Origin of the sequence: Rathayibacter sp. AY1C6 (assembly GCF_002931535.1) — a bacterium.
Lineage (GTDB): Bacteria > Actinomycetota > Actinomycetes > Actinomycetales > Microbacteriaceae > Rathayibacter.
The window spans coordinates 44,666-60,554 of record NZ_PSWC01000014.1 but is presented as its reverse complement, the minus strand read 5'-3'; the positions used below and the strand labels follow the sequence as shown (position 1 = coordinate 60,554).

Sequence of the window (15,889 nt, the reverse complement as noted above, 5' to 3'; positions counted from 1 at the left end):
CCGCCAGCGGCGCGACCGCGGCCCGTCAGGCGCTGGCAAGGCGGAGGAGGAAGCGATACCGGCTATCGCGCCCGACGACAACGCCGCCAGCGGCGCGACCGCGGCCCGTCAGGCGGCGGGAGCCAGGTAGTCGTCCCAGTCGGGCTGCGTCCGCTCCGCGCCGCGCACGAGCCAGGAGCCGGCGCGCGGCATCCGGGGGACGGTGCGCAGACGCCATCCCATCTCGTGCGGGGTGCGGTCGCTCTTGACGTTGTTGCAGCGCTGGCAGCAGGCGACGAGGTTCTCCCACGTGTCCCGGCCCCCGCGCGACTTGGGCTGGATGTGGTCGATCGTCGCCGCGTGCTGACCGCAGTAGCCGCAGCGGTGGTTGTCCCGGCGGAGCACGCCCCGGCGCGACACCGGCACGCTCCGGCCGCTCGGGATGCGCACGTACCGGGTCAGCACGATCACCGAGGGCCGCACGTGGTCGCCGTGCGCGCTGTGCACCGGATTGCCCTCGTCCGCGGCGATCACGGTCGCCTTCTCCGTCATCAGCAGGACCAGGGCCCGCTTGAACGACACCACCGCGAGCGGCTCGTAGCCGGCGTTGAGAACCAGAGTGCGCATCAGTGACCTCCGTGCTGTCGCACGCCGTCGCGCGAAGGCGCCGCGACCACGAGCAAGGGCGCCGTCGTGATGACGGCGCCCTGCGAGGCCGCGGCGGAGTGCCGCGCGATGACGTGGAGTCGTATCCGCGTGTCGGAGGAGTGCACCGCCGCGGTGAGGACCCGCGCGCGTATCGAATCGACCGGCCGCACGCGCGAGCGCAGCCCCACGCTGTGGCGCCCGCTCCGCTCGGCCATCCCGGCACTCCGTCCCTCGACGAATCGATCCGCTCGCCACGCGAGCGGACTGGGGTTCAGGTTAACCCTTCACGCCCGGAACACCAGGGGTCGGTCCGGATTCGTCACGCGGCGTTCACACGGCGGGACGACGAGAGCCCGCCCCCTCCAGGAGGGGACGGGCTCTCGAGCGGATCGACCGGATCAGCCGTTGATGCGCACGATCCGGTAGTCGGAGGTCCACAGCGGCTGCACGCGGACGCTCGCGCCCTCGTAGGGTGCGTGCAGGATGTTGCCGTTGCCGGCGTAGAAGCCGTCGTGGCCGTCCATGATGACGAGGTCGCCGGGCTGCGCGTCGGCGAGCGAGACGGGGGTGCCCATGGCGCCCTGGCCCGCGGCCGAGTGCGGCATCGAGATGCCGTACTGCGCGAAGACGTACATCACGAAGCCGGAGCAGTCGAAGCCGCTCGGGTCGGCTCCGCCGAAGACGTAGGGCACGCCCTGGTACTGCATCGCCGTGTCGAACACCGCCGAGAGGCTGTAGCTGGTGGTCGGGGCGGCGGCCGCGATCTCGCTGGCCGAGGCGCCGGAGTAGGAGTTGAACTCCTCGGCGGTCTCGGCGCGCGCCTCGGCGACGTCGCTCGTGTCGACGACGGGCTCGGCCACCACGACGGGCTCGGGCTCCGGTGCGGGCGGCGGGGGCGCCGCCTCGGCCGAGAAGCCGTCGCGGGCGATCGCGGCCTGCACCACTCCGCCGTCGACGGCGACGGTCTGCGCGGAGCCCTGGCGGAGGAGGTCGGCTCGCGACGCCGCGAACAGGCCGTCGTCCTGGCTGCCCGGAGTGAAGGCGTAGGCGGGGAGCGCCATCGTCGCGACCAGCGCGCCGGCGAAGCCGACCATCGCGACCTTGCCGACGACACGGCCCCGGCGCTTGCGCGGGGTCCCGGCCGGCGACGGCACGAAGTCGGTGATGTCCGCGCGGCGGGCAGGAGCTGCGGGAACGGCGCGACGGGAGACGGGTGCGTCCCCGTGGATCCGGGCGCGGATGACCGGGGGCCGGTTCTCGAAGGTCGCGTCGCCGGAACGGTCGGGGTGGTTGGAGCGGAACCGGTCGGGTGAGCCGGCGTCCTCATTCGGGGTGAGGGGGTTCTGGGGCAAGGGGGAGATCCTCCGACGTCCCCTCAGCCCAGGCAGCTGTCCCGTCTCATGCGCGAAGCATCGGTGTGCACAGGATCCGAGACGGGTGTGGGGGCGTCGGATCCCGCGCCCTGGGACCGAGGCTCGGCCGCAGGGCTCCACAGAGCGTAAGCGACCGTTACCGATTTGTCACCTTCTCGGCGGGAAGAGACCGCTCTCCCGTTCGACTCCGGTCACCGGATGCGGTAAGGGCCCGTACGGGCCGCTCCCAGGGAGACGCGGGTCAGACGACGAGGAAGATGTGCGCCGCGACCTCGTTCGGCAGCTCGATGCCCGCCTCGGCTCCGTCGATGCGCGCGAGCACGTAGCCGTTGAGGGCCGAGAACTCGCCCTCGGCACCGGGCACGACCCCGGCCTGCTTGAGCTGGAGGAGGAGCTCCGGATCGACCTGCGCCGGCTCGCCGAGGCGACGGACGACGCCGCGGCGGGGCTCGCTCGACCCGGCGACGAAGCGCGGCAGGCTGATGACGCCGTCGGCGAAGCGGGAGGCGGGGGTGTCGCCGAGCTCGTCCAGGCCCGGGATCGGGTTGCCGTAGGGCGACTCCGTCGGGTGGTCGAGCATCTCGAGGAGACGGCGCTCGACCTGCTCGCTCATCACGTGCTCCCAGCGGCAGGCCTCCTCGTGCACGAACTCCCAGTCGAGCTTGATGACGTCGTGGAGGAGCCGCTCGGCGAGGCGGTGCTTGCGCATGACGTGGATCGCCTTGCGGCGGCCGTCGGAGGTGAGCTCGAGGTGGCGGTCGCCCGAGACGACGACGAGGCCGTCGCGCTCCATGCGACCGACGGTCTGCGACACGGTCGGCCCGGAGTGGCTGAGCCGCTCCGAGATGCGCGCGCGCAGCGGGATGATGTTCTCCTCCTCGAGCTCGAGGATGGTGCGCAGGTACATCTCGGTGGTGTCGATCAGATCCGTCATCTCAGCCTTCCCGTCTCGGCGCGCTCCACCCTAGTGGTCGCCACGACGCAGCATCGGCGCTGCGGCGCGACGCAGGCCTCCGTCGCTCGGAGGAGGGGTGCGGGCCGGGAACCCTAGTATTAACGCATGCCGGACCTCACCATTCCTCGCGAGCTGCTCCCCCACGACGGACGGTTCGGCTGCGGCCCGTCCAAGGTGCGGCACGACCAGCTCGCCCACCTCGCGACGCAGGGCGCGCACCTCCTCGGGACCTCGCACCGCCAGGCGCCCGTCAAGGACCTCGTCGGGCGCGTGCGCGAGCACCTCGCCACGCTGTTCCGCATCCCCGACGGCTACGAGGTCCTGCTGGGCAACGGCGGCTCGACCGCCTTCTGGGACGCCGCCGCCTTCTCCCTCATCGAGCGCCGCGCCGAGAACCTCACGTTCGGCGAGTTCGGCCAGAAGTTCGCGGCCGCCGCCTCCGCGCCGTTCCTCGAGCCGGCCCACGTCGTCTCCGCCCCCGCGGGGTCCCGGAGCGAGGTCGAGATCGTCGAGGGGATCGACGTGTACGCGTGGCCCCACAACGAGACGAGCACCGGAGTGATGGCCCCGGTCCGCCGGGTCCGCGGCGACGAGGGCGCGCTCACCGTCATCGACGCCACCAGCGCGGCGGGCGGCATCGACGTCGACATCGCCGAGGCCGACGTCTACTACTTCGCGCCGCAGAAGAACTTCGCCTCCGACGGCGGACTCTGGTTCGGCCTCTTCTCCCCCGCCGCGATCGAGCGGATCGAGCGCATCGCGGCGAGCGGCCGCTACATCCCCGAGTTCCTCAGCCTCAAGAACGCCGTCGACAACTCGCGCCTGAACCAGACGCTGAACACTCCGGCGCTCTCGACCCTCCTGCTGATGGAGTCGCAGCTCGAGTGGATGAACGCCTCGGGCGGCCTGGCCTGGGCGTCGGCGCGCACGGCCGAGTCCTCCTCCGCGATCTACGACTGGGCCGAGGCCTCGAGCCTCGCCACCCCGTTCGTCGAGGTGCCCGAGCACCGCTCCCAGGTCGTCGCGACCGTCGACTTCGACGCCTCCGTCGATGCCGCTCTCGTCGCGAAGATCCTCCGCGCGAACGGGATCGTCGACACGGAGCCGTACCGCAAGCTCGGCCGCAACCAGCTGCGCGTGGCGACGTTCGTCGCGATCGAGCCGGACGACGTCCGCTCGCTGCTCGGCTGCATCGACCACGTCCTCGAGCGCCTGGCGGTCTGAGGCACGCCATGCGGCTGTGGCTGCGCGAGGAGGAGCGGCGGCCCGCGCCGCCGCCCTACGCGAGCGACGACGCGACGGCTCTGCTGGTCGGGTGCGTCGTCTGGGCGGTCGCGCTCGTGGCCGTGCTCGTGGCGACGGCCGTCGGAGCCGTCATCGAGCCGGTCGTCCTGTCGACCGTCGTGATCGGACTGGTCCTCGGCACGATCGGGCTGTTCTACAGCCGCAACCGACGCTAGACCGCGTCGGTCTCCATCCGGAGTCCGGTGCCGTCGGCCTCGGGCTCGAGACGGACGCGCAGGCCGGTGAACTCGCCGAGGCGCTCGACGTGGGTGCCGCCGCACGCGATCGCGGCGTCCCCCGCGGGGAGGGTGCAGCGCCATGTCCGCCGCGTGCTGAGGAGGTCGTCGTCGCGCTCGATGCGCACCTCCGCGTCGGAGGCGATCCACTCGGCGAGGAGGGCGTTCACCCGCTCCTGCACCTCGAGGATCTCCGCCAGCAGGCGGGCGGTGTCCATCCCGCTGCGTCGGAGGGACTTGCCGAGGCGGTAGACGTCGGTGGAGCCGGACTCGCCGATCCGCGAGGTCTGGATCGCCGCCTGGTCGAAGTCCGGGTTCCCGAGAGCGTCGGTGCGCGCCGGCTTCGACCAGAACGAGGCCAGAGCGGCGTTCAGGGCGAGGGAGGCGAGGTGGCAGGCGGTGTGCCCACGGGAGAGCTCGTGCCGGTGCTCCGCGTCGACCTCGACGTCGACCTCGTCGTCCACGTGGAGTGAGGAGGCGTCGTCGACGATGTGGACGACGACGAAGCTCCACTCCGGAGTGCCGAGCCGCGCCGGGAGCCGCTCGCCGACGTGCAGCTCGCCGCCCTGCCACGCCCCGATGCGGCAGTCGATGAGGGGATGCCGCTCCCCCGCCACGGCCAGCGCGCCGCGGTCGGGCCCCTGGTCGGGCCAGGTCGGGTCGACGGGGTGAGCGGCGGTCGCATCGAGGACGACCGCCCAGCGGCCGTCCTGCAGCCGGCCCACGTGCTGCACGCGCCCGGAGGAGCGAACGGCGCCGCCGGGATAGGCGATGCGGGTGTCGGAGTCGATGCTCATCGGGCGGCGCCGGACCGGATCAGCGGCGACGGCGACGGCGACGGGTCGTCGGGGCGGGAGCGGGCTCGGGCTCGACGTCGTCGGAGTCCTCGTCGTCGGAGTCGTCCTCGTCCGAGTCCTCGTCGTCCGAGTCGTCGTCGTCGGAATCGTCCTCCGAGTCGTCGTCGTCATCCGAGTCGTCGTCGTCGCCCGCGTCCTCGTCCTCGTCGGAGTCGTCGTCCGACTCGTCGTCGAGGTCGTCTTCCTCGGCGTCCTCGAGCTCGTCGTCGTCCGCGTCCTCGACCTCCTCGCCGAGCGCGTCCTGCGCGGTCTGGTAGTCGGCGAGACGCACGGACCACGGCACCCAGTCCGGAGCGAGGACCGCGCCCTCGCCCGGCAGCAGCTCGACCTCCAGGACGTTCACGTCCTCGGTCTCGTCGATCCGGGACAGCGTCGCCGTCCACAGCCAACCCGGGTACCCGCGCATGAGGTTCGCGAACTGCAGCGACACGACGTGCTCGCCCTGCGCCAGAGTCGTGACCAGCTCGCCGATCGTCCCCTCGGGGGCGATCTCGGCGAGCGCGGCGCGCGCGACATCGAAAGACCCGGCAAGCACGGCGTCCGCCTCGTAGACGGGCTCGGGAGCCTCGTCCGCGGCGGCCTCGTCCGCCTCCCCCGTGGAAGCGTCGTCGTCGGCTGACGTCGCGTCCGCCGCCGGTGCGCCATCGGCCTCGGAAGGTTCGTCCATGACGAGGGCGGAATCCTCAGCAGAAGTCGCATCCTCAGCAGGAGCCGAGTCGTCAGCAGGAGCCACGTCCCGAGCAGGAGCCGAGTCCTCAGGTGTTCCCGCGTCGTCAGCAGGAGTCGAGTTGTCAGCAGTGGCCGCGTCCTCAGCAGGAGCCGGCACTGCAGCAGAAGCCGTGTCCGCGCCGGGAGCCCCCGCCTCAGCGGCGACATCGTCGGCCGGAGGAGTCTCCTCCGCAGAGGCGGAGTCCTCGCCAGGAGCCTCGGTCACCGGGAGGGCGGCGTCGCTCACACCCTCGCCGGAGGGAGCCTCGTCGACAGGAGCCGCCTCGTCAGCGGCGATCTCCTCGTCGCCTCCGCGCGTGTCCTCAGCGGAGGAGTCAGAATCGGCAGGAGTCGTGTCCGGCTCGCCGGAGTCGCCCTCTCCCGAGGACTGCTCCACGCGAGCGTCCTCCGGGGTCGGAGCGGCGACGGTCTCCTCGACCGGGCCCTGCTCGTCGGTCGTGCCGTCGGCGTCAGGCATCCAGCTCGTCCGCAACCCGGCGCAGGAGCGCCGCGATCGTGCGCCCGTGCGCCTTGTCGGGGTAGCGGCCGCGCTTGAGCCCGGCGCCGATCCCGTCGAGCAGCTTGACCGTGTCCTCCACGATCACGGACATGTCGTCCGCGGACTTCCGGTTGAGCTTCACCAGGCTCGGCGGGGCGTCGAGGACGCGCGCCGAGAGCGCCTGCGCCCCGCGCTTGCCGTCGGCGATGCCGAACTCGAGGCGGGTGCCGGCCTTGACCGCGGTCCCGGAGGGCAGCGCGGAAGCGTGCAGGAAGACCTCCTGGCCGTCATCAGTGCTGATGAAGCCGAAGCCCTTCTCCTCGTCGTAGAACTTGACCTTGCCGGTAGGCATGCAGACCCCTCCTGGAAATGAAGCAGCCATCAGTTTAGTCGACCGGGGCCGCCCTATCCTTGACGGGTGAAGCCACAGGAGCCGGCGGGCGTCGGACGCGCGGAGCGCACGCTCGCCTACATGTTCATCGCGATCATCGTCGTGACGGTCCTCGCGTTCCTCGCGATCCTGGTCGCCCCCGCGCTCGGGATCCGCGAGTACGCCGGCCCGTTCTGGCAGTTCGTCTTCGCTGTGCCGCTGGTGGGCCTGCCCATCGCGTTCCTCATGATGATCGCGATGCTCATCGTGGGTGTCCGGCGCCGCCGCGCGCAGCCCTGATCGGACGCGCTCTCCTCCTGCCGCACCGCCTCCGATCCGGCGTTCCCCGCCGCCGAGCCTGCACCGAGCGCCCGGACAACCGACTCCCAGACTCCGTACAGCCGACGGCCAGATACTGTCCTGCATGGACGGACCCCGCATTCTCATCGTCGACGACGAGCCCAACATCAGAGACCTGCTCACCACGAGCCTCCGCTTCGCCGGCTTCGCCGTGCGCGCGGTCGGCAACGGGGCCCAGGCCATCTCGGCAGTCCTCGAGGAGGAGCCGGACCTGATCATCCTCGACGTGATGCTCCCCGACATGAACGGGTTCGGCGTGACCAAGCGCCTCCGCTCGGCCGGGTACACCTCCCCCATCCTCTTCCTCACGGCGAAGGACGACACCGAGGACAAGATCACGGGCCTCACCGTCGGCGGTGACGACTACGTCACGAAGCCGTTCAGCCTCGACGAGATCGTCGCGCGCATCAAGGCGATCCTCCGTCGCACCATGCACGCCGAGGAGGACGCGGTCATCCGGGCCGGCGAGCTGACGATGGACCAGGACACGCACGAGGTCCTCGTCGGCGACGAGCCGGTGGAGCTCAGCCCCACCGAGTTCAAGCTGCTCCGCTACCTGATGCTCAACCCGAACCGGGTGCTCAGCAAGGCGCAGATCCTCGACCACGTCTGGGAGTACGACTTCAACGGCGATGCGGGCATCGTCGAGTCCTACATCTCGTACCTGCGACGTAAGCTCGACACGCATTCGGAGGAATCGCTCATCCAGACCAAGCGAGGATTCGGATACATGCTGAAGGTCGCGAAGGCCTAGCCTCCGCCACCTCGGCGCCACCTCCCGCCGGAGGCGCGGCGCCCGCCGATCCCGAGGGAGTTCCACCGCCATGCATCAGGGTCTGGCCGAGCGGTGGAACTCCATCTCGTTGCGCACCAAGATCACCGCGGTCACGGTCCTCCTGCTCACGCTGGGACTCCTCGTCTCGGGGATCGGGACGATGACGATGCTGAAGCCGCAGCTCGTCGCCCAGCTCGACGCACAGCTGGCCGACCAGGTCCAACGGACGGCGAGCGACCTCTCCGTCAACGACCTCGCCGCGATCGACGAGTCCAAGGCCGATTTCGGCGCCGTCTACGACCAGTACGGCACGCTCGACAACACGAACGCGTCCGGCGCGGCCGACCCCGCCTTCCCGCAGACCTTCACCCTCGAGCAGGCGCTGCAGGGCGGCGACAAGCCGATGGAGATCTGGAGCTCCAACGGCAAGGTCGAGTACCACGTCATGTCGACGGTGTTCACGAGGGGCACCGAGTACCAGACGCTCCTGCTCGCGGTGTCGACCCGCAGCGTCGACGTCATCATGACGACGTACCTCACGATCTTCCTGGGCTTCGGAGTCGCGATCGTCGTGATCGGCGCACTCCTCACCCGCCTGCTGGTCACCACCACCTTCGCCCCGCTGCGCGAGGTCGAGCAGACCGCTGCCGCCATCGCGGACGGCGACTTCAGCCAGCGTCTGGACGGCACGACGCCCAACACCGAGGTCGGGCGCCTCAACCGCTCCCTGAACGCGATGCTCGGGCGGATCGACTCCGCCTTCCGCGACCGCGCCCGCACGATCGACCAGATGCGCCGCTTCGTCGGCGACGCCAGCCACGAGCTGCGCACGCCGCTGGTCTCGGTCCGCGGCTACGCCGAGCTGTACCGGATGGGCGCTCTGCAGACGCCCGAGGCCGTCGGCCAGGCGATGGAGCGCATCGAGAAGGAGGCGATCCGGATGGGCGGCCTGGTCGAGGACCTCCTCGAGCTCGCCCGCCTCGACGAGACGAAGCCTCTCGCACTCGCGCCCGTCGATCTGATGCCGCTCGCCCGCGACGCCGCGATGGACGCGATGGCCTCCTGGCCCGACCGCGACTTCGGCGTCGAGACCCGCGACGACACCCCCGTGGAGACGCCCGCGCTCGAGCCCGACGAGGCCGGCGCCTCCGCCACGCAGACCATGGAGCTGACGAACCCCGGGCTCACCGGCCCGATCGCCGCTGCAGGAGCGAGGCTCGCCCGATTCCGCCGGCGTCCGCGACGGGTCAACGCCGAGGAGATCGCCGCCGGCACCGCCACCGCCCCCGAGGAGCCGGGCGTGCCGGCGATGGTGATGGCGGAGGAGAACAAGATCCGCCAGGTCCTGACGAACCTGATCGGCAACGCCGTCCGCTACACGCCCGAGGACACTCCGATCGAGATCGGCGTCGCCGTCGACCGCTCCCGCCGCCTCGCCCTGCTGGAGGTCATCGACCACGGCGAGGGCATCCCGCCGCAGATCCGCGAGAAGATCTTCCAGCGCTTCTGGCGCGCGGACACGTCGCGGACCCGCGAGACCGGTGGCAGCGGCCTCGGACTGGCGATCGTGTCCTCGATCGTCGCCGCGCACAAGGGCCGCGTGGACGTCGTCGAGACGCCGGGCGGAGGCGCGACCTTCCGCGTCGCGCTGCCGCTGCTCACGGTCGGCCAGAACGGCGAGACCTCCCCCGCCTCGGTCTGATCCGCACCGCGGTCCGTCCCTCCTCGGGGGCCCCTTCGATCCGGGCTCTCCCGTCGACGTCCGCGAGCGGCACGGATCGATCCGCCCGGGGCGACCGTGACCTCGCGCACCCGGCGCTCACGGCCGCGCGCAGCTCACTCTCTCCTCTTGGGGACCACCGGGCGGCGAGCCCGCCCGGACCGCTGGAGATGAGACCCGACGCTCGACGGATGCCGCGTCACCGGATCCTGCGGGATCGCCGTCCGCATCCGTTCGGCCGAAGACTTCTCCGCCTTGACCCGGACGTCGCGACCCGCACCGGCGCCTTCCACGCGCTTCCGGTGCCGGTGTCCGCTGAGGAGACCGAGGCGGCGCGGAGGGCGGTGCCACCGGAGGAGGACCGCCGTTGTGGTCGCGGGGCGGATCCAGGACCACCTGCCGGTTCGGTCCCCCGCTGCTCGCTCAGATGCCTCCGGAAACGCCGAAGGCGGCTCCCCCGGAGGGGAACCGCCTTCTGCGTGATGGGGGGCCTGGACTAGAAGTCCATGCCTCCGGTGGGGTCGCCGCCCGCGGCGACCGGGTTCTTCTCGGGCTTGTCGGCGACGACGGCCTCCGTGGTGAGGAAGAGACCGGCGATCGACGCCGCGTTCTGCAGAGCGGAGCGCGTGACCTTGACCGGGTCGATGATGCCCGCGGCGATGAGGTCGACGTACTCACCGGTCGCGGCGTTGAGGCCGTGTCCGGTGGGCAGCTCGCGGACCTTCGCAGCGACGACGCCGGGCTCCATGCCCGCGTTGAGGGCGATCTGCTTGAGCGGGGCGTCGATGGCGACCTTGACGATGTTCGCGCCGGTCGCCTCGTCTCCGACGAGCTCGAGCTTCTCGAAGGCGAGCTTGCCGGCCTGGATGAGGGCGACGCCACCACCGGCGACGATGCCCTCCTCGACGGCGGCCTTCGCGTTGCGGACGGCGTCCTCGATGCGGTGCTTGCGCTCCTTGAGCTCGACCTCGGTCGCCGCTCCGGCCTTGATGACCGCGACGCCGCCGGCGAGCTTCGCGAGGCGCTCCTGGAGCTTCTCGCGGTCGTAGTCGCTGTCGGTGTTCTCGATCTCGCCGCGGATCTGCGCGACGCGGCCGGCGATGGCCTCGGCATCGCCGGCACCCTCGACGATCGTGGTCTCGTCCTTGGTGATGACGACCTTGCGGGCCGAGCCGAGCAGGTCGAGGGTGACGTTCTCGAGCTTGAGGCCGACCTCCTCGGAGATGACCTGGCCGCCGGTGAGGATCGCGATGTCCTGGAGCTGCGCCTTGCGACGGTCGCCGAAGCCGGGGGCCTTGACGGCGACCGACTTGAAGATGCCGCGGATCTTGTTGACGACCAGGGTCGCCAGCGCCTCGCCGTCGACGTCCTCGGCGATGATCAGCAGCTGCTTGCCCGCCTGGATCACCTTGTCGACGACCGGGAGCAGGTCCTTGATGTTCGAGACCTTGGAGTTGACGATGAGGATGTAGGGGTCCTCGAACACCGCCTCCTGGCGGTCGGGGTCGGTCACGAAGTACTGCGACAGGTAGCCCTTGTCGAAGCGCATGCCCTCGGTGAGCTCGAGCTCGGTGCCGAAGGTGTTCGACTCCTCGACGGTGACGACGCCCTCCTTGCCGACCTTGTCGATCGCCTCGGCGATGATTGCGCCGATCTCGGGGTCCGCGGCGGAGATGGAGGCGGTCGCCGCGATCTCCTCCTTGGTCTCGATCGCCTTCGCGCCGGCGATGAGCTCGGCGGTGACGGCCTTGACGGCCTTCTCGATGCCCTTCTTGAGGCTGATCGGGTCGGCGCCGGCCGCGACGTTGCGCAGGCCCTCGCGGACGAGCGCCTGAGCGAGGACGGTCGCGGTGGTGGTTCCGTCGCCGGCGACGTCGTCGGTCTTCTTGGCGACCTCCTTGACGAGCTCGGCGCCGATCTTCTCGTACGGCTCGTCGAGTTCGATCTCCTTGGCGATGGAGACGCCGTCGTTCGTGATGGTGGGAGCGCCCCACTTCTTCTCGAGGACGACGTTGCGGCCGCGCGGGCCGAGGGTCACCTTGACCGCGTCGGCCAGAGTGTTGAGTCCACGCTCGAGGCCGCGGCGGGCTTCTTCGTCAAAAGCAATGATCTTGGCCATGTGTGTTTCTCGTCCCTCCCGGACGTCGTGAAATGTCTGTGCTGGCACTCGACCGGAGCGAGTGCCAAGGTCGATTCTGGCACTCGCGGTGGACGAGTGCAAGCGACCGGCACGCGCTCCGACACGGAGGAGCCGCCGCCCGCACGAGGCGGACGACGGCTCCCGGGAGGCTCGGCGGTCAGGCCGGGCGGACCGATTCGGCCTGGGGGCCCTTCGACCCCGTGCCGACCTCGAACGCGACCTGCTGCCCCTCCTCGAGGACCTTGTACCCCGACATGTCGATCGCGGAGTAGTGGACGAAGACGTCCTGTCCGCCGCCGTCGACCGTGATGAAGCCGTAGCCCTTCTCAGCGTTGAACCACTTGACGGTTCCGTTCGCCATCTCTGTACTCCCCAGTGCTGTGATGCCCGCGGCACGAGCGATGTGCTGGTGCCTGGTCAGGAATACTAATCCGGCTATCGGCCCCGGGAGGGGCTGGAAAGGGCCTCGCGGGGAAGAGTTGCCCGGGATTCAACACGGAGGAAACGTGCCCGTAACAGAGGGCCCCGATCAGCCCTGCTCGGACGCGTAATCGGCCCCCAGGACCACGACGACGGAGCCCGTCTCGACGAAGTCCTGCGAGAACAGGACGGTCCCCGTTCCGAGCGAGTCGACGAGACCGAGGGCCGCTCCCTCGAGCGCCGGGTCGCTGAAGTAGACGGTCGTGGCGGCGATGTCCTCGGTGTTCGCGTTCGCGACGGTCGGGACGCTCCAGCCGGCCGTCGTCAGGGCGTCGCCGGCGCTGGCGGCGAGTCCGACGGTGGCGGTGCCGTTGAGGACGGCGACGGCGAGCTCGGGATCGAGCGTCGCGGCGGCGGTCGGAGTCGCCTCGGCGGTCGCGGTGGGCGGAGTGAACACGTCCGTGAACTGCACCCGGTCGTCGATGACCAGCAGCCCGATGAAGCCGAGCAGGACGATGACTCCGGTGGCGAGCGCGGCCCAGGCGAGGGCGACCGCGCGGGCGTGAGGGGCCGGCGGCCGGCGGTGGGCGCCGACGCGCGCCTCCGTCGCCGGGACCTCGTCGAAGCGGTCTCTCGGGTGCGTGTTCGACATCGGGGGTACGGCCGGCCTTCCGTTGGTGGACTCGAGCAGCTTGTCTACTCGAGGCGCCCGAGGCGTCGCGAGGCGCGGGCGCCGGCGCGCTGGTCGCGGATGCGCTGCAGCCGCGTGACGAGCATCGGGTCGTGCGCGAGGGCGGCCGGAGAGGCGAGCACCGCGCTGAGCACCTGATAGTAGCGGGCGGCCGACAGTCCGAACTGGGAGCGGATCGCGTCGTCCTTGTCCCCGGAGCGGGCCGTCCACTCGCGCTCGAAGGCGAGCACCCGCAGCTCGCGCTCGGACAGACCGGTGCCCGGTCTCGGGTCCGTCGTCCTGCTCATCCCCCCAGGGTAGGCAGGCGCGACGCCACCGCCGGGGAGGCGCTCCGAACGGCTCGTGACCGCGTCGCGGCGTGCCGGCGGGGAGTCTCCTCCAGAGCCCGCGGAGGCGGAATGGAGCCGTCGTCCCGGGGGTTGGACCAGGTGGAGGGGCGCGACCGCCCCCGTACACTGACGAGGATTCCGAGGGAGACCCATGTCGTCGTATTCCGTGAACAAGTCCGACGCCGAGTGGCGCGAGGAGCTCGACCGCGACCAGTACGCGGTCCTGCGCGAAGCGGCCACCGAGCGCCCGTGGACCGGTGAGCTGCTCGACGAGCACCGCTCCGGCCTCTACACCTGTGCCGCCTGCAGCGCCGAGCTCTTCAAGAGCGGCACCAAGTTCGATTCCGGCTGCGGCTGGCCGAGCTTCTACGAGTCCGTGAACCCGGACGCGGTCCAGCTGATCGAGGACAGCACCCTCGGCATGGTCCGCACCGAGGTCCGCTGCGCGAACTGCGGATCCCACCTGGGACACGTCTTCCCCGACGGCTTCGGCACGCCCACCGGCGACCGCTACTGCATGAACTCGATCGCCCTGAACTTCCAGGCCGAGGGCGAGTGACCGTGTCCTCCTCCCCCGTGCTCGAGGCCGTCCTCGCGCGCCGATCGCGCTCGAAGGTGACGCCGGAGGCTCCGGGGCACGACGAGATCGCGGCGTTCGTCTCGGCGGCGTCGCGTCTCGCCGATCACAGCTCGCTGCGCCCGTGGCGGGTCATCGAGATCCGTGGCGCCGCCCGCGACCGGGTCGGCCGCAGCTTCGCGGTCGCCTCGGGGGCGAAGAAGGACCCGCGGAAGTACATCGAGAAGACGCACCGCGCCTCCCTGCTGCTGGCCGTCGTGGTCAGCGTCAAGAAGTCGAAGGTGCCGGCCTGGGAGCAGGAGGCCGTCGCCTCGGGCGTCGCCCACCTCCTGAGCCTGCTGCTCGACGAGGCGGGCTGGGGCGTCTTCTGGCGCACCGGCTCCTACACGCGCGACAAGGCCGTGCGGAAGGCGCATCGCCTCGAGAAGGGCGAGGAGCTGCTCGGCTGGCTCTACGTCGGCCGTCCCGACGGGAAGATCGGCGGCCCCAAGCGTCCCGCTCCCGCCGAGCGGCACCTCAGCATCCTCGAGCCGTGAGACGCGGCGGGCCCGGATCCGGCCGGATCCGGGCCCGCGATAGGGTGGCCGGGCGCGCGAGCGCACCTGCCGACGTGGCGCAATTGGTAGCGCACCCGACTTGTAATCGGGCGGTTACGGGTTCAAGTCCCGTCGTCGGCTCAGGAGAGAAGAAGGCCCCGACCGCTGTGTGCGGTCGGGGCCTTCTGCATGCGCGGGGCTCCTGCGCGTCCGGGGCTCAGCCCGCGGCGGCCGGAGTGGGCTCGGAGGAGGCCGGAGCCTCGGTGGAGACCGGGGCGTCGCCGGGAGCGGGGGTCTCGGTCGACGTGGGGGCCTCGGTCGAGGCGGGCGTGTCACTCGGCGCCGGGGTCTCGGAGGAGGTGGGCGCGGGAGTCGCCGACGAGTAGGAGTCGGCGGCGGCCGAGAGCACGAAGGAGCTGAAGGCGTCCGGGTCGGTCAGCGAGCCCGAGTACGCCTCGCCGTTGACCAGGACGGTCGGGGTGCCCGTGACAGCGGGCACGTCCGTGCCGGGCAGCGGACCCGATGTGGCGCGCTCGGTCGCGGCGCGGACCCAGCTCACGAAGCTCTGGTCGTCGATGCAGGTGTTCACGGCCGCCGTGTCCTCGACGCCCGCCTGCGAGGCGTAGTCCTTCAACTGGTCGTCCGAGAGTCCGTCTGTCCCCTCCGCCGGCTGGTTGGCGAACAGCAGGGAGTTGAAGTCGAAGAAGGAGTCGGGCGAGCGGTCCGCGACGCACGCGGCGGCGTTGGCCGAGCGCTCCGAGTACTTGGTGCCGTTGGAGCGGGTCGTGAGGATGGCGATCGGGTGGATCTCGACCGTCGCGGCACCGCTGGTCACCCACTCCTTGATCTGGTCGCCGTTGGTCTTCTCGAACTGGCCGCAGTAGGGGCAGAGGTAGTCGAGATAGACCCGGATGTCGACCGTGCCGGCCGAGGTGTCGAGCGCGCTGGGGGTGGGCGTCCCGTCGGCGGCGACGGCACCGCTCGTCTGCGCGACCATGTTCTCGCCGATGACGACACCGTCGCTCGCCATGTTCGCCGGGCCCGGGCCCGCGGGGCGGATGCTCGAGGTGACGGCGAAGACCACGATCACGACGACCGCGATCACGACGGCGGCGAGCCCGCCCTGCAGGGCGAAGCGGCTCACGCGGTCGCGGCGCTTCTGCTGCTCGCGCAGGCGGCGCGCCTTCTCTCGGGCGGCCTCTCGTCGCTGGTTCTTCGAGAGACGGTCGTTGGCTCCGCCGGTGGTCATGACAAGAACGCTCCGAATGAGAGAGGGGAAGAAGGGGGTCGCCGGGCGCGACTCGCCGGAATCCTACGCGCGAGCCCTGGGAAACCTCCAAACGACGGATACGCGGTGCCCGACCGACGACTGTCGGCCCCGTGGCATACTGTGACGGTTGGTCGGAGTCGCCCACGCGATGATGACCATCAC

Annotated in this window: 18 protein-coding genes and 1 tRNA gene; 8 read left to right on the top strand and 11 right to left on the bottom strand. The window is 70.9% G+C overall.

The window, feature by feature from the left end:
- Nucleotides 1–108: 108 nt before the first annotated feature.
- From C5D36_RS10200 to C5D36_RS10185, 3 genes are all read right to left on the bottom strand, one after another.
- Nucleotides 109–606 (bottom strand): HNH endonuclease, encoded by a 498-nt coding sequence (locus C5D36_RS10200; RefSeq protein ID WP_104224608.1) that lies wholly within the window; start codon nucleotides 604–606, stop codon nucleotides 109–111.
- Between the two features lie 419 nt (nucleotides 607–1,025).
- Nucleotides 1,026–1,979 carry a C40 family peptidase gene (locus tag C5D36_RS10190; protein ID WP_258060437.1) on the bottom strand — a complete coding sequence of 318 codons (954 nt, stop codon included), beginning with the start codon at nucleotides 1,977–1,979 and terminating at the stop codon, nucleotides 1,026–1,028.
- 262 nt (nucleotides 1,980–2,241) lie between these two features.
- Nucleotides 2,242–2,934: a metal-dependent transcriptional regulator gene (locus C5D36_RS10185; RefSeq protein ID WP_104224606.1), complete on the bottom strand. Its 693-nt coding sequence runs from the start codon at nucleotides 2,932–2,934 to the stop codon at nucleotides 2,242–2,244.
- Nucleotides 2,935–3,060: 126 nt separating this feature from the next.
- Here C5D36_RS10185 and serC point away from each other — a divergent pair, with 126 nt between their 5' ends.
- Both serC and C5D36_RS10175 read left to right on the top strand, forming a co-directional pair.
- Nucleotides 3,061–4,179, top strand: a complete 1,119-nt coding sequence (gene serC, locus C5D36_RS10180) for a phosphoserine transaminase (RefSeq protein ID WP_104224605.1) — start codon at nucleotides 3,061–3,063, stop codon at nucleotides 4,177–4,179.
- Nucleotides 4,180–4,187: 8 nt separating this feature from the next.
- Nucleotides 4,188–4,415 carry a DUF2530 domain-containing protein gene (locus C5D36_RS10175; RefSeq protein ID WP_104224604.1) on the top strand — a complete coding sequence of 76 codons (228 nt, stop codon included), beginning with the start codon at nucleotides 4,188–4,190 and terminating at the stop codon, nucleotides 4,413–4,415.
- Here the strand turns inward: C5D36_RS10175 and C5D36_RS10170 are convergent.
- The 3 genes from C5D36_RS10170 to C5D36_RS10160 are packed head-to-tail and all read right to left on the bottom strand — an operon-like array spanning nucleotide 4,412 to nucleotide 6,891.
- Nucleotides 4,412–5,272 carry a metal-dependent hydrolase gene (locus C5D36_RS10170; RefSeq protein ID WP_104295744.1) on the bottom strand — a complete coding sequence of 287 codons (861 nt, stop codon included), beginning with the start codon at nucleotides 5,270–5,272 and terminating at the stop codon, nucleotides 4,412–4,414. The genes C5D36_RS10175 and C5D36_RS10170 overlap by 4 nt on opposite strands.
- 19 nt (nucleotides 5,273–5,291) lie before the next feature.
- Nucleotides 5,292–6,518, bottom strand: coding sequence for a DUF3027 domain-containing protein (locus tag C5D36_RS17175; RefSeq protein WP_258062913.1), 1,227 nt, complete (start codon nucleotides 6,516–6,518; stop codon nucleotides 5,292–5,294).
- Nucleotides 6,511–6,891, bottom strand: coding sequence for a cold-shock protein (locus C5D36_RS10160; RefSeq protein WP_104224602.1), 381 nt, complete (start codon nucleotides 6,889–6,891; stop codon nucleotides 6,511–6,513). The genes C5D36_RS17175 and C5D36_RS10160 overlap by 8 nt, the downstream gene beginning before the upstream one ends.
- Nucleotides 6,892–6,957: 66 nt before the next feature.
- Between C5D36_RS10160 and C5D36_RS10155 the strand changes: the two genes are divergently transcribed.
- The 3 genes from C5D36_RS10155 (at nucleotide 6,958) to C5D36_RS10145 (ending at nucleotide 9,746) form a co-directional block, all read left to right on the top strand.
- Entirely contained in the window at nucleotides 6,958–7,209 is a 252-nt protein-coding gene (locus C5D36_RS10155) for a hypothetical protein (RefSeq protein WP_258061220.1), read from the top strand.
- Between the two features lie 124 nt (nucleotides 7,210–7,333).
- Nucleotides 7,334–8,023 (top strand): response regulator transcription factor, encoded by a 690-nt coding sequence (locus tag C5D36_RS10150; protein WP_055787731.1) that lies wholly within the window; start codon nucleotides 7,334–7,336, stop codon nucleotides 8,021–8,023.
- A 70-nt stretch (nucleotides 8,024–8,093) separates the two neighbouring features.
- A complete protein-coding gene (locus C5D36_RS10145; RefSeq protein WP_104224601.1) occupies nucleotides 8,094–9,746 on the top strand; it encodes a HAMP domain-containing sensor histidine kinase in 1,653 nt (550 codons plus the stop codon).
- Nucleotides 9,747–10,260: 514 nt separating this feature from the next.
- On the opposite strand, the gene groL is transcribed toward C5D36_RS10145, so the two are convergent.
- The 4 genes from groL to C5D36_RS10125 all read right to left on the bottom strand — a co-directional run bounded on the left by groL (nucleotide 10,261) and on the right by C5D36_RS10125 (nucleotide 13,302).
- Nucleotides 10,261–11,883, bottom strand: coding sequence for a chaperonin GroEL (gene groL, locus C5D36_RS10140; RefSeq protein WP_104224600.1), 1,623 nt, complete (start codon nucleotides 11,881–11,883; stop codon nucleotides 10,261–10,263).
- A 178-nt stretch (nucleotides 11,884–12,061) separates the two neighbouring features.
- Nucleotides 12,062–12,265 carry a cold-shock protein gene (locus C5D36_RS10135; protein ID WP_104224599.1) on the bottom strand — a complete coding sequence of 68 codons (204 nt, stop codon included), beginning with the start codon at nucleotides 12,263–12,265 and terminating at the stop codon, nucleotides 12,062–12,064.
- 168 nt (nucleotides 12,266–12,433) lie between these two features.
- Nucleotides 12,434–12,976: a LytR C-terminal domain-containing protein gene (locus C5D36_RS10130; protein WP_104295742.1), complete on the bottom strand. Its 543-nt coding sequence runs from the start codon at nucleotides 12,974–12,976 to the stop codon at nucleotides 12,434–12,436.
- A gap of 44 nt (nucleotides 12,977–13,020) precedes the next feature.
- Nucleotides 13,021–13,302 (bottom strand): DUF3263 domain-containing protein, encoded by a 282-nt coding sequence (locus tag C5D36_RS10125; protein WP_104224597.1) that lies wholly within the window; start codon nucleotides 13,300–13,302, stop codon nucleotides 13,021–13,023.
- A 193-nt stretch (nucleotides 13,303–13,495) separates the two neighbouring features.
- Between C5D36_RS10125 and msrB the strand changes: the two genes are divergently transcribed.
- From msrB to C5D36_RS10110, 3 genes are all read left to right on the top strand, one after another.
- Nucleotides 13,496–13,903 carry a peptide-methionine (R)-S-oxide reductase MsrB gene (gene msrB / locus C5D36_RS10120; RefSeq protein WP_104224596.1) on the top strand — a complete coding sequence of 136 codons (408 nt, stop codon included), beginning with the start codon at nucleotides 13,496–13,498 and terminating at the stop codon, nucleotides 13,901–13,903.
- Nucleotides 13,900–14,457, top strand: a complete 558-nt coding sequence (locus C5D36_RS10115) for a nitroreductase family protein (protein ID WP_104226480.1) — start codon at nucleotides 13,900–13,902, stop codon at nucleotides 14,455–14,457. The genes msrB and C5D36_RS10115 overlap by 4 nt, the downstream gene beginning before the upstream one ends.
- Nucleotides 14,458–14,525: 68 nt before the next feature.
- Nucleotides 14,526–14,598, top strand: a tRNA-Thr gene (locus C5D36_RS10110).
- 76 nt (nucleotides 14,599–14,674) lie between these two features.
- Here C5D36_RS10110 and C5D36_RS10105 read toward each other — a convergent pair.
- Nucleotides 14,675–15,706 (bottom strand): thioredoxin domain-containing protein, encoded by a 1,032-nt coding sequence (locus tag C5D36_RS10105; protein ID WP_104295741.1) that lies wholly within the window; start codon nucleotides 15,704–15,706, stop codon nucleotides 14,675–14,677.
- Nucleotides 15,707–15,889 lie beyond the last annotated feature (183 nt).

Coding starts and splice junctions, on each gene's coding strand:
- C5D36_RS10200 (WP_104224608.1), bottom strand. CDS start 606: ATGCGCACTCTGGTTCTCAACGCCGGCTACGAGCCGCTCGCGGTGGTG.
- C5D36_RS10185 (WP_104224606.1), bottom strand. CDS start 2,934: ATGACGGATCTGATCGACACCACCGAGATGTACCTGCGCACCATCCTC.
- serC (WP_104224605.1), top strand. CDS start 3,061: ATGCCGGACCTCACCATTCCTCGCGAGCTGCTCCCCCACGACGGACGG.
- C5D36_RS10175 (WP_104224604.1), top strand. CDS start 4,188: ATGCGGCTGTGGCTGCGCGAGGAGGAGCGGCGGCCCGCGCCGCCGCCC.
- C5D36_RS10170 (WP_104295744.1), bottom strand. CDS start 5,272: ATGAGCATCGACTCCGACACCCGCATCGCCTATCCCGGCGGCGCCGTT.
- C5D36_RS17175 (WP_258062913.1), bottom strand. CDS start 6,518: ATGCCTGACGCCGACGGCACGACCGACGAGCAGGGCCCGGTCGAGGAG.
- C5D36_RS10160 (WP_104224602.1), bottom strand. CDS start 6,891: ATGCCTACCGGCAAGGTCAAGTTCTACGACGAGGAGAAGGGCTTCGGC.
- C5D36_RS10150 (WP_055787731.1), top strand. CDS start 7,334: ATGGACGGACCCCGCATTCTCATCGTCGACGACGAGCCCAACATCAGA.
- C5D36_RS10145 (WP_104224601.1), top strand. CDS start 8,094: ATGCATCAGGGTCTGGCCGAGCGGTGGAACTCCATCTCGTTGCGCACC.
- groL (WP_104224600.1), bottom strand. CDS start 11,883: ATGGCCAAGATCATTGCTTTTGACGAAGAAGCCCGCCGCGGCCTCGAG.
- C5D36_RS10135 (WP_104224599.1), bottom strand. CDS start 12,265: ATGGCGAACGGAACCGTCAAGTGGTTCAACGCTGAGAAGGGCTACGGC.
- C5D36_RS10130 (WP_104295742.1), bottom strand. CDS start 12,976: ATGTCGAACACGCACCCGAGAGACCGCTTCGACGAGGTCCCGGCGACG.
- C5D36_RS10125 (WP_104224597.1), bottom strand. CDS start 13,302: ATGAGCAGGACGACGGACCCGAGACCGGGCACCGGTCTGTCCGAGCGC.
- msrB (WP_104224596.1), top strand. CDS start 13,496: ATGTCGTCGTATTCCGTGAACAAGTCCGACGCCGAGTGGCGCGAGGAG.
- C5D36_RS10105 (WP_104295741.1), bottom strand. CDS start 15,706: ATGACCACCGGCGGAGCCAACGACCGTCTCTCGAAGAACCAGCGACGA.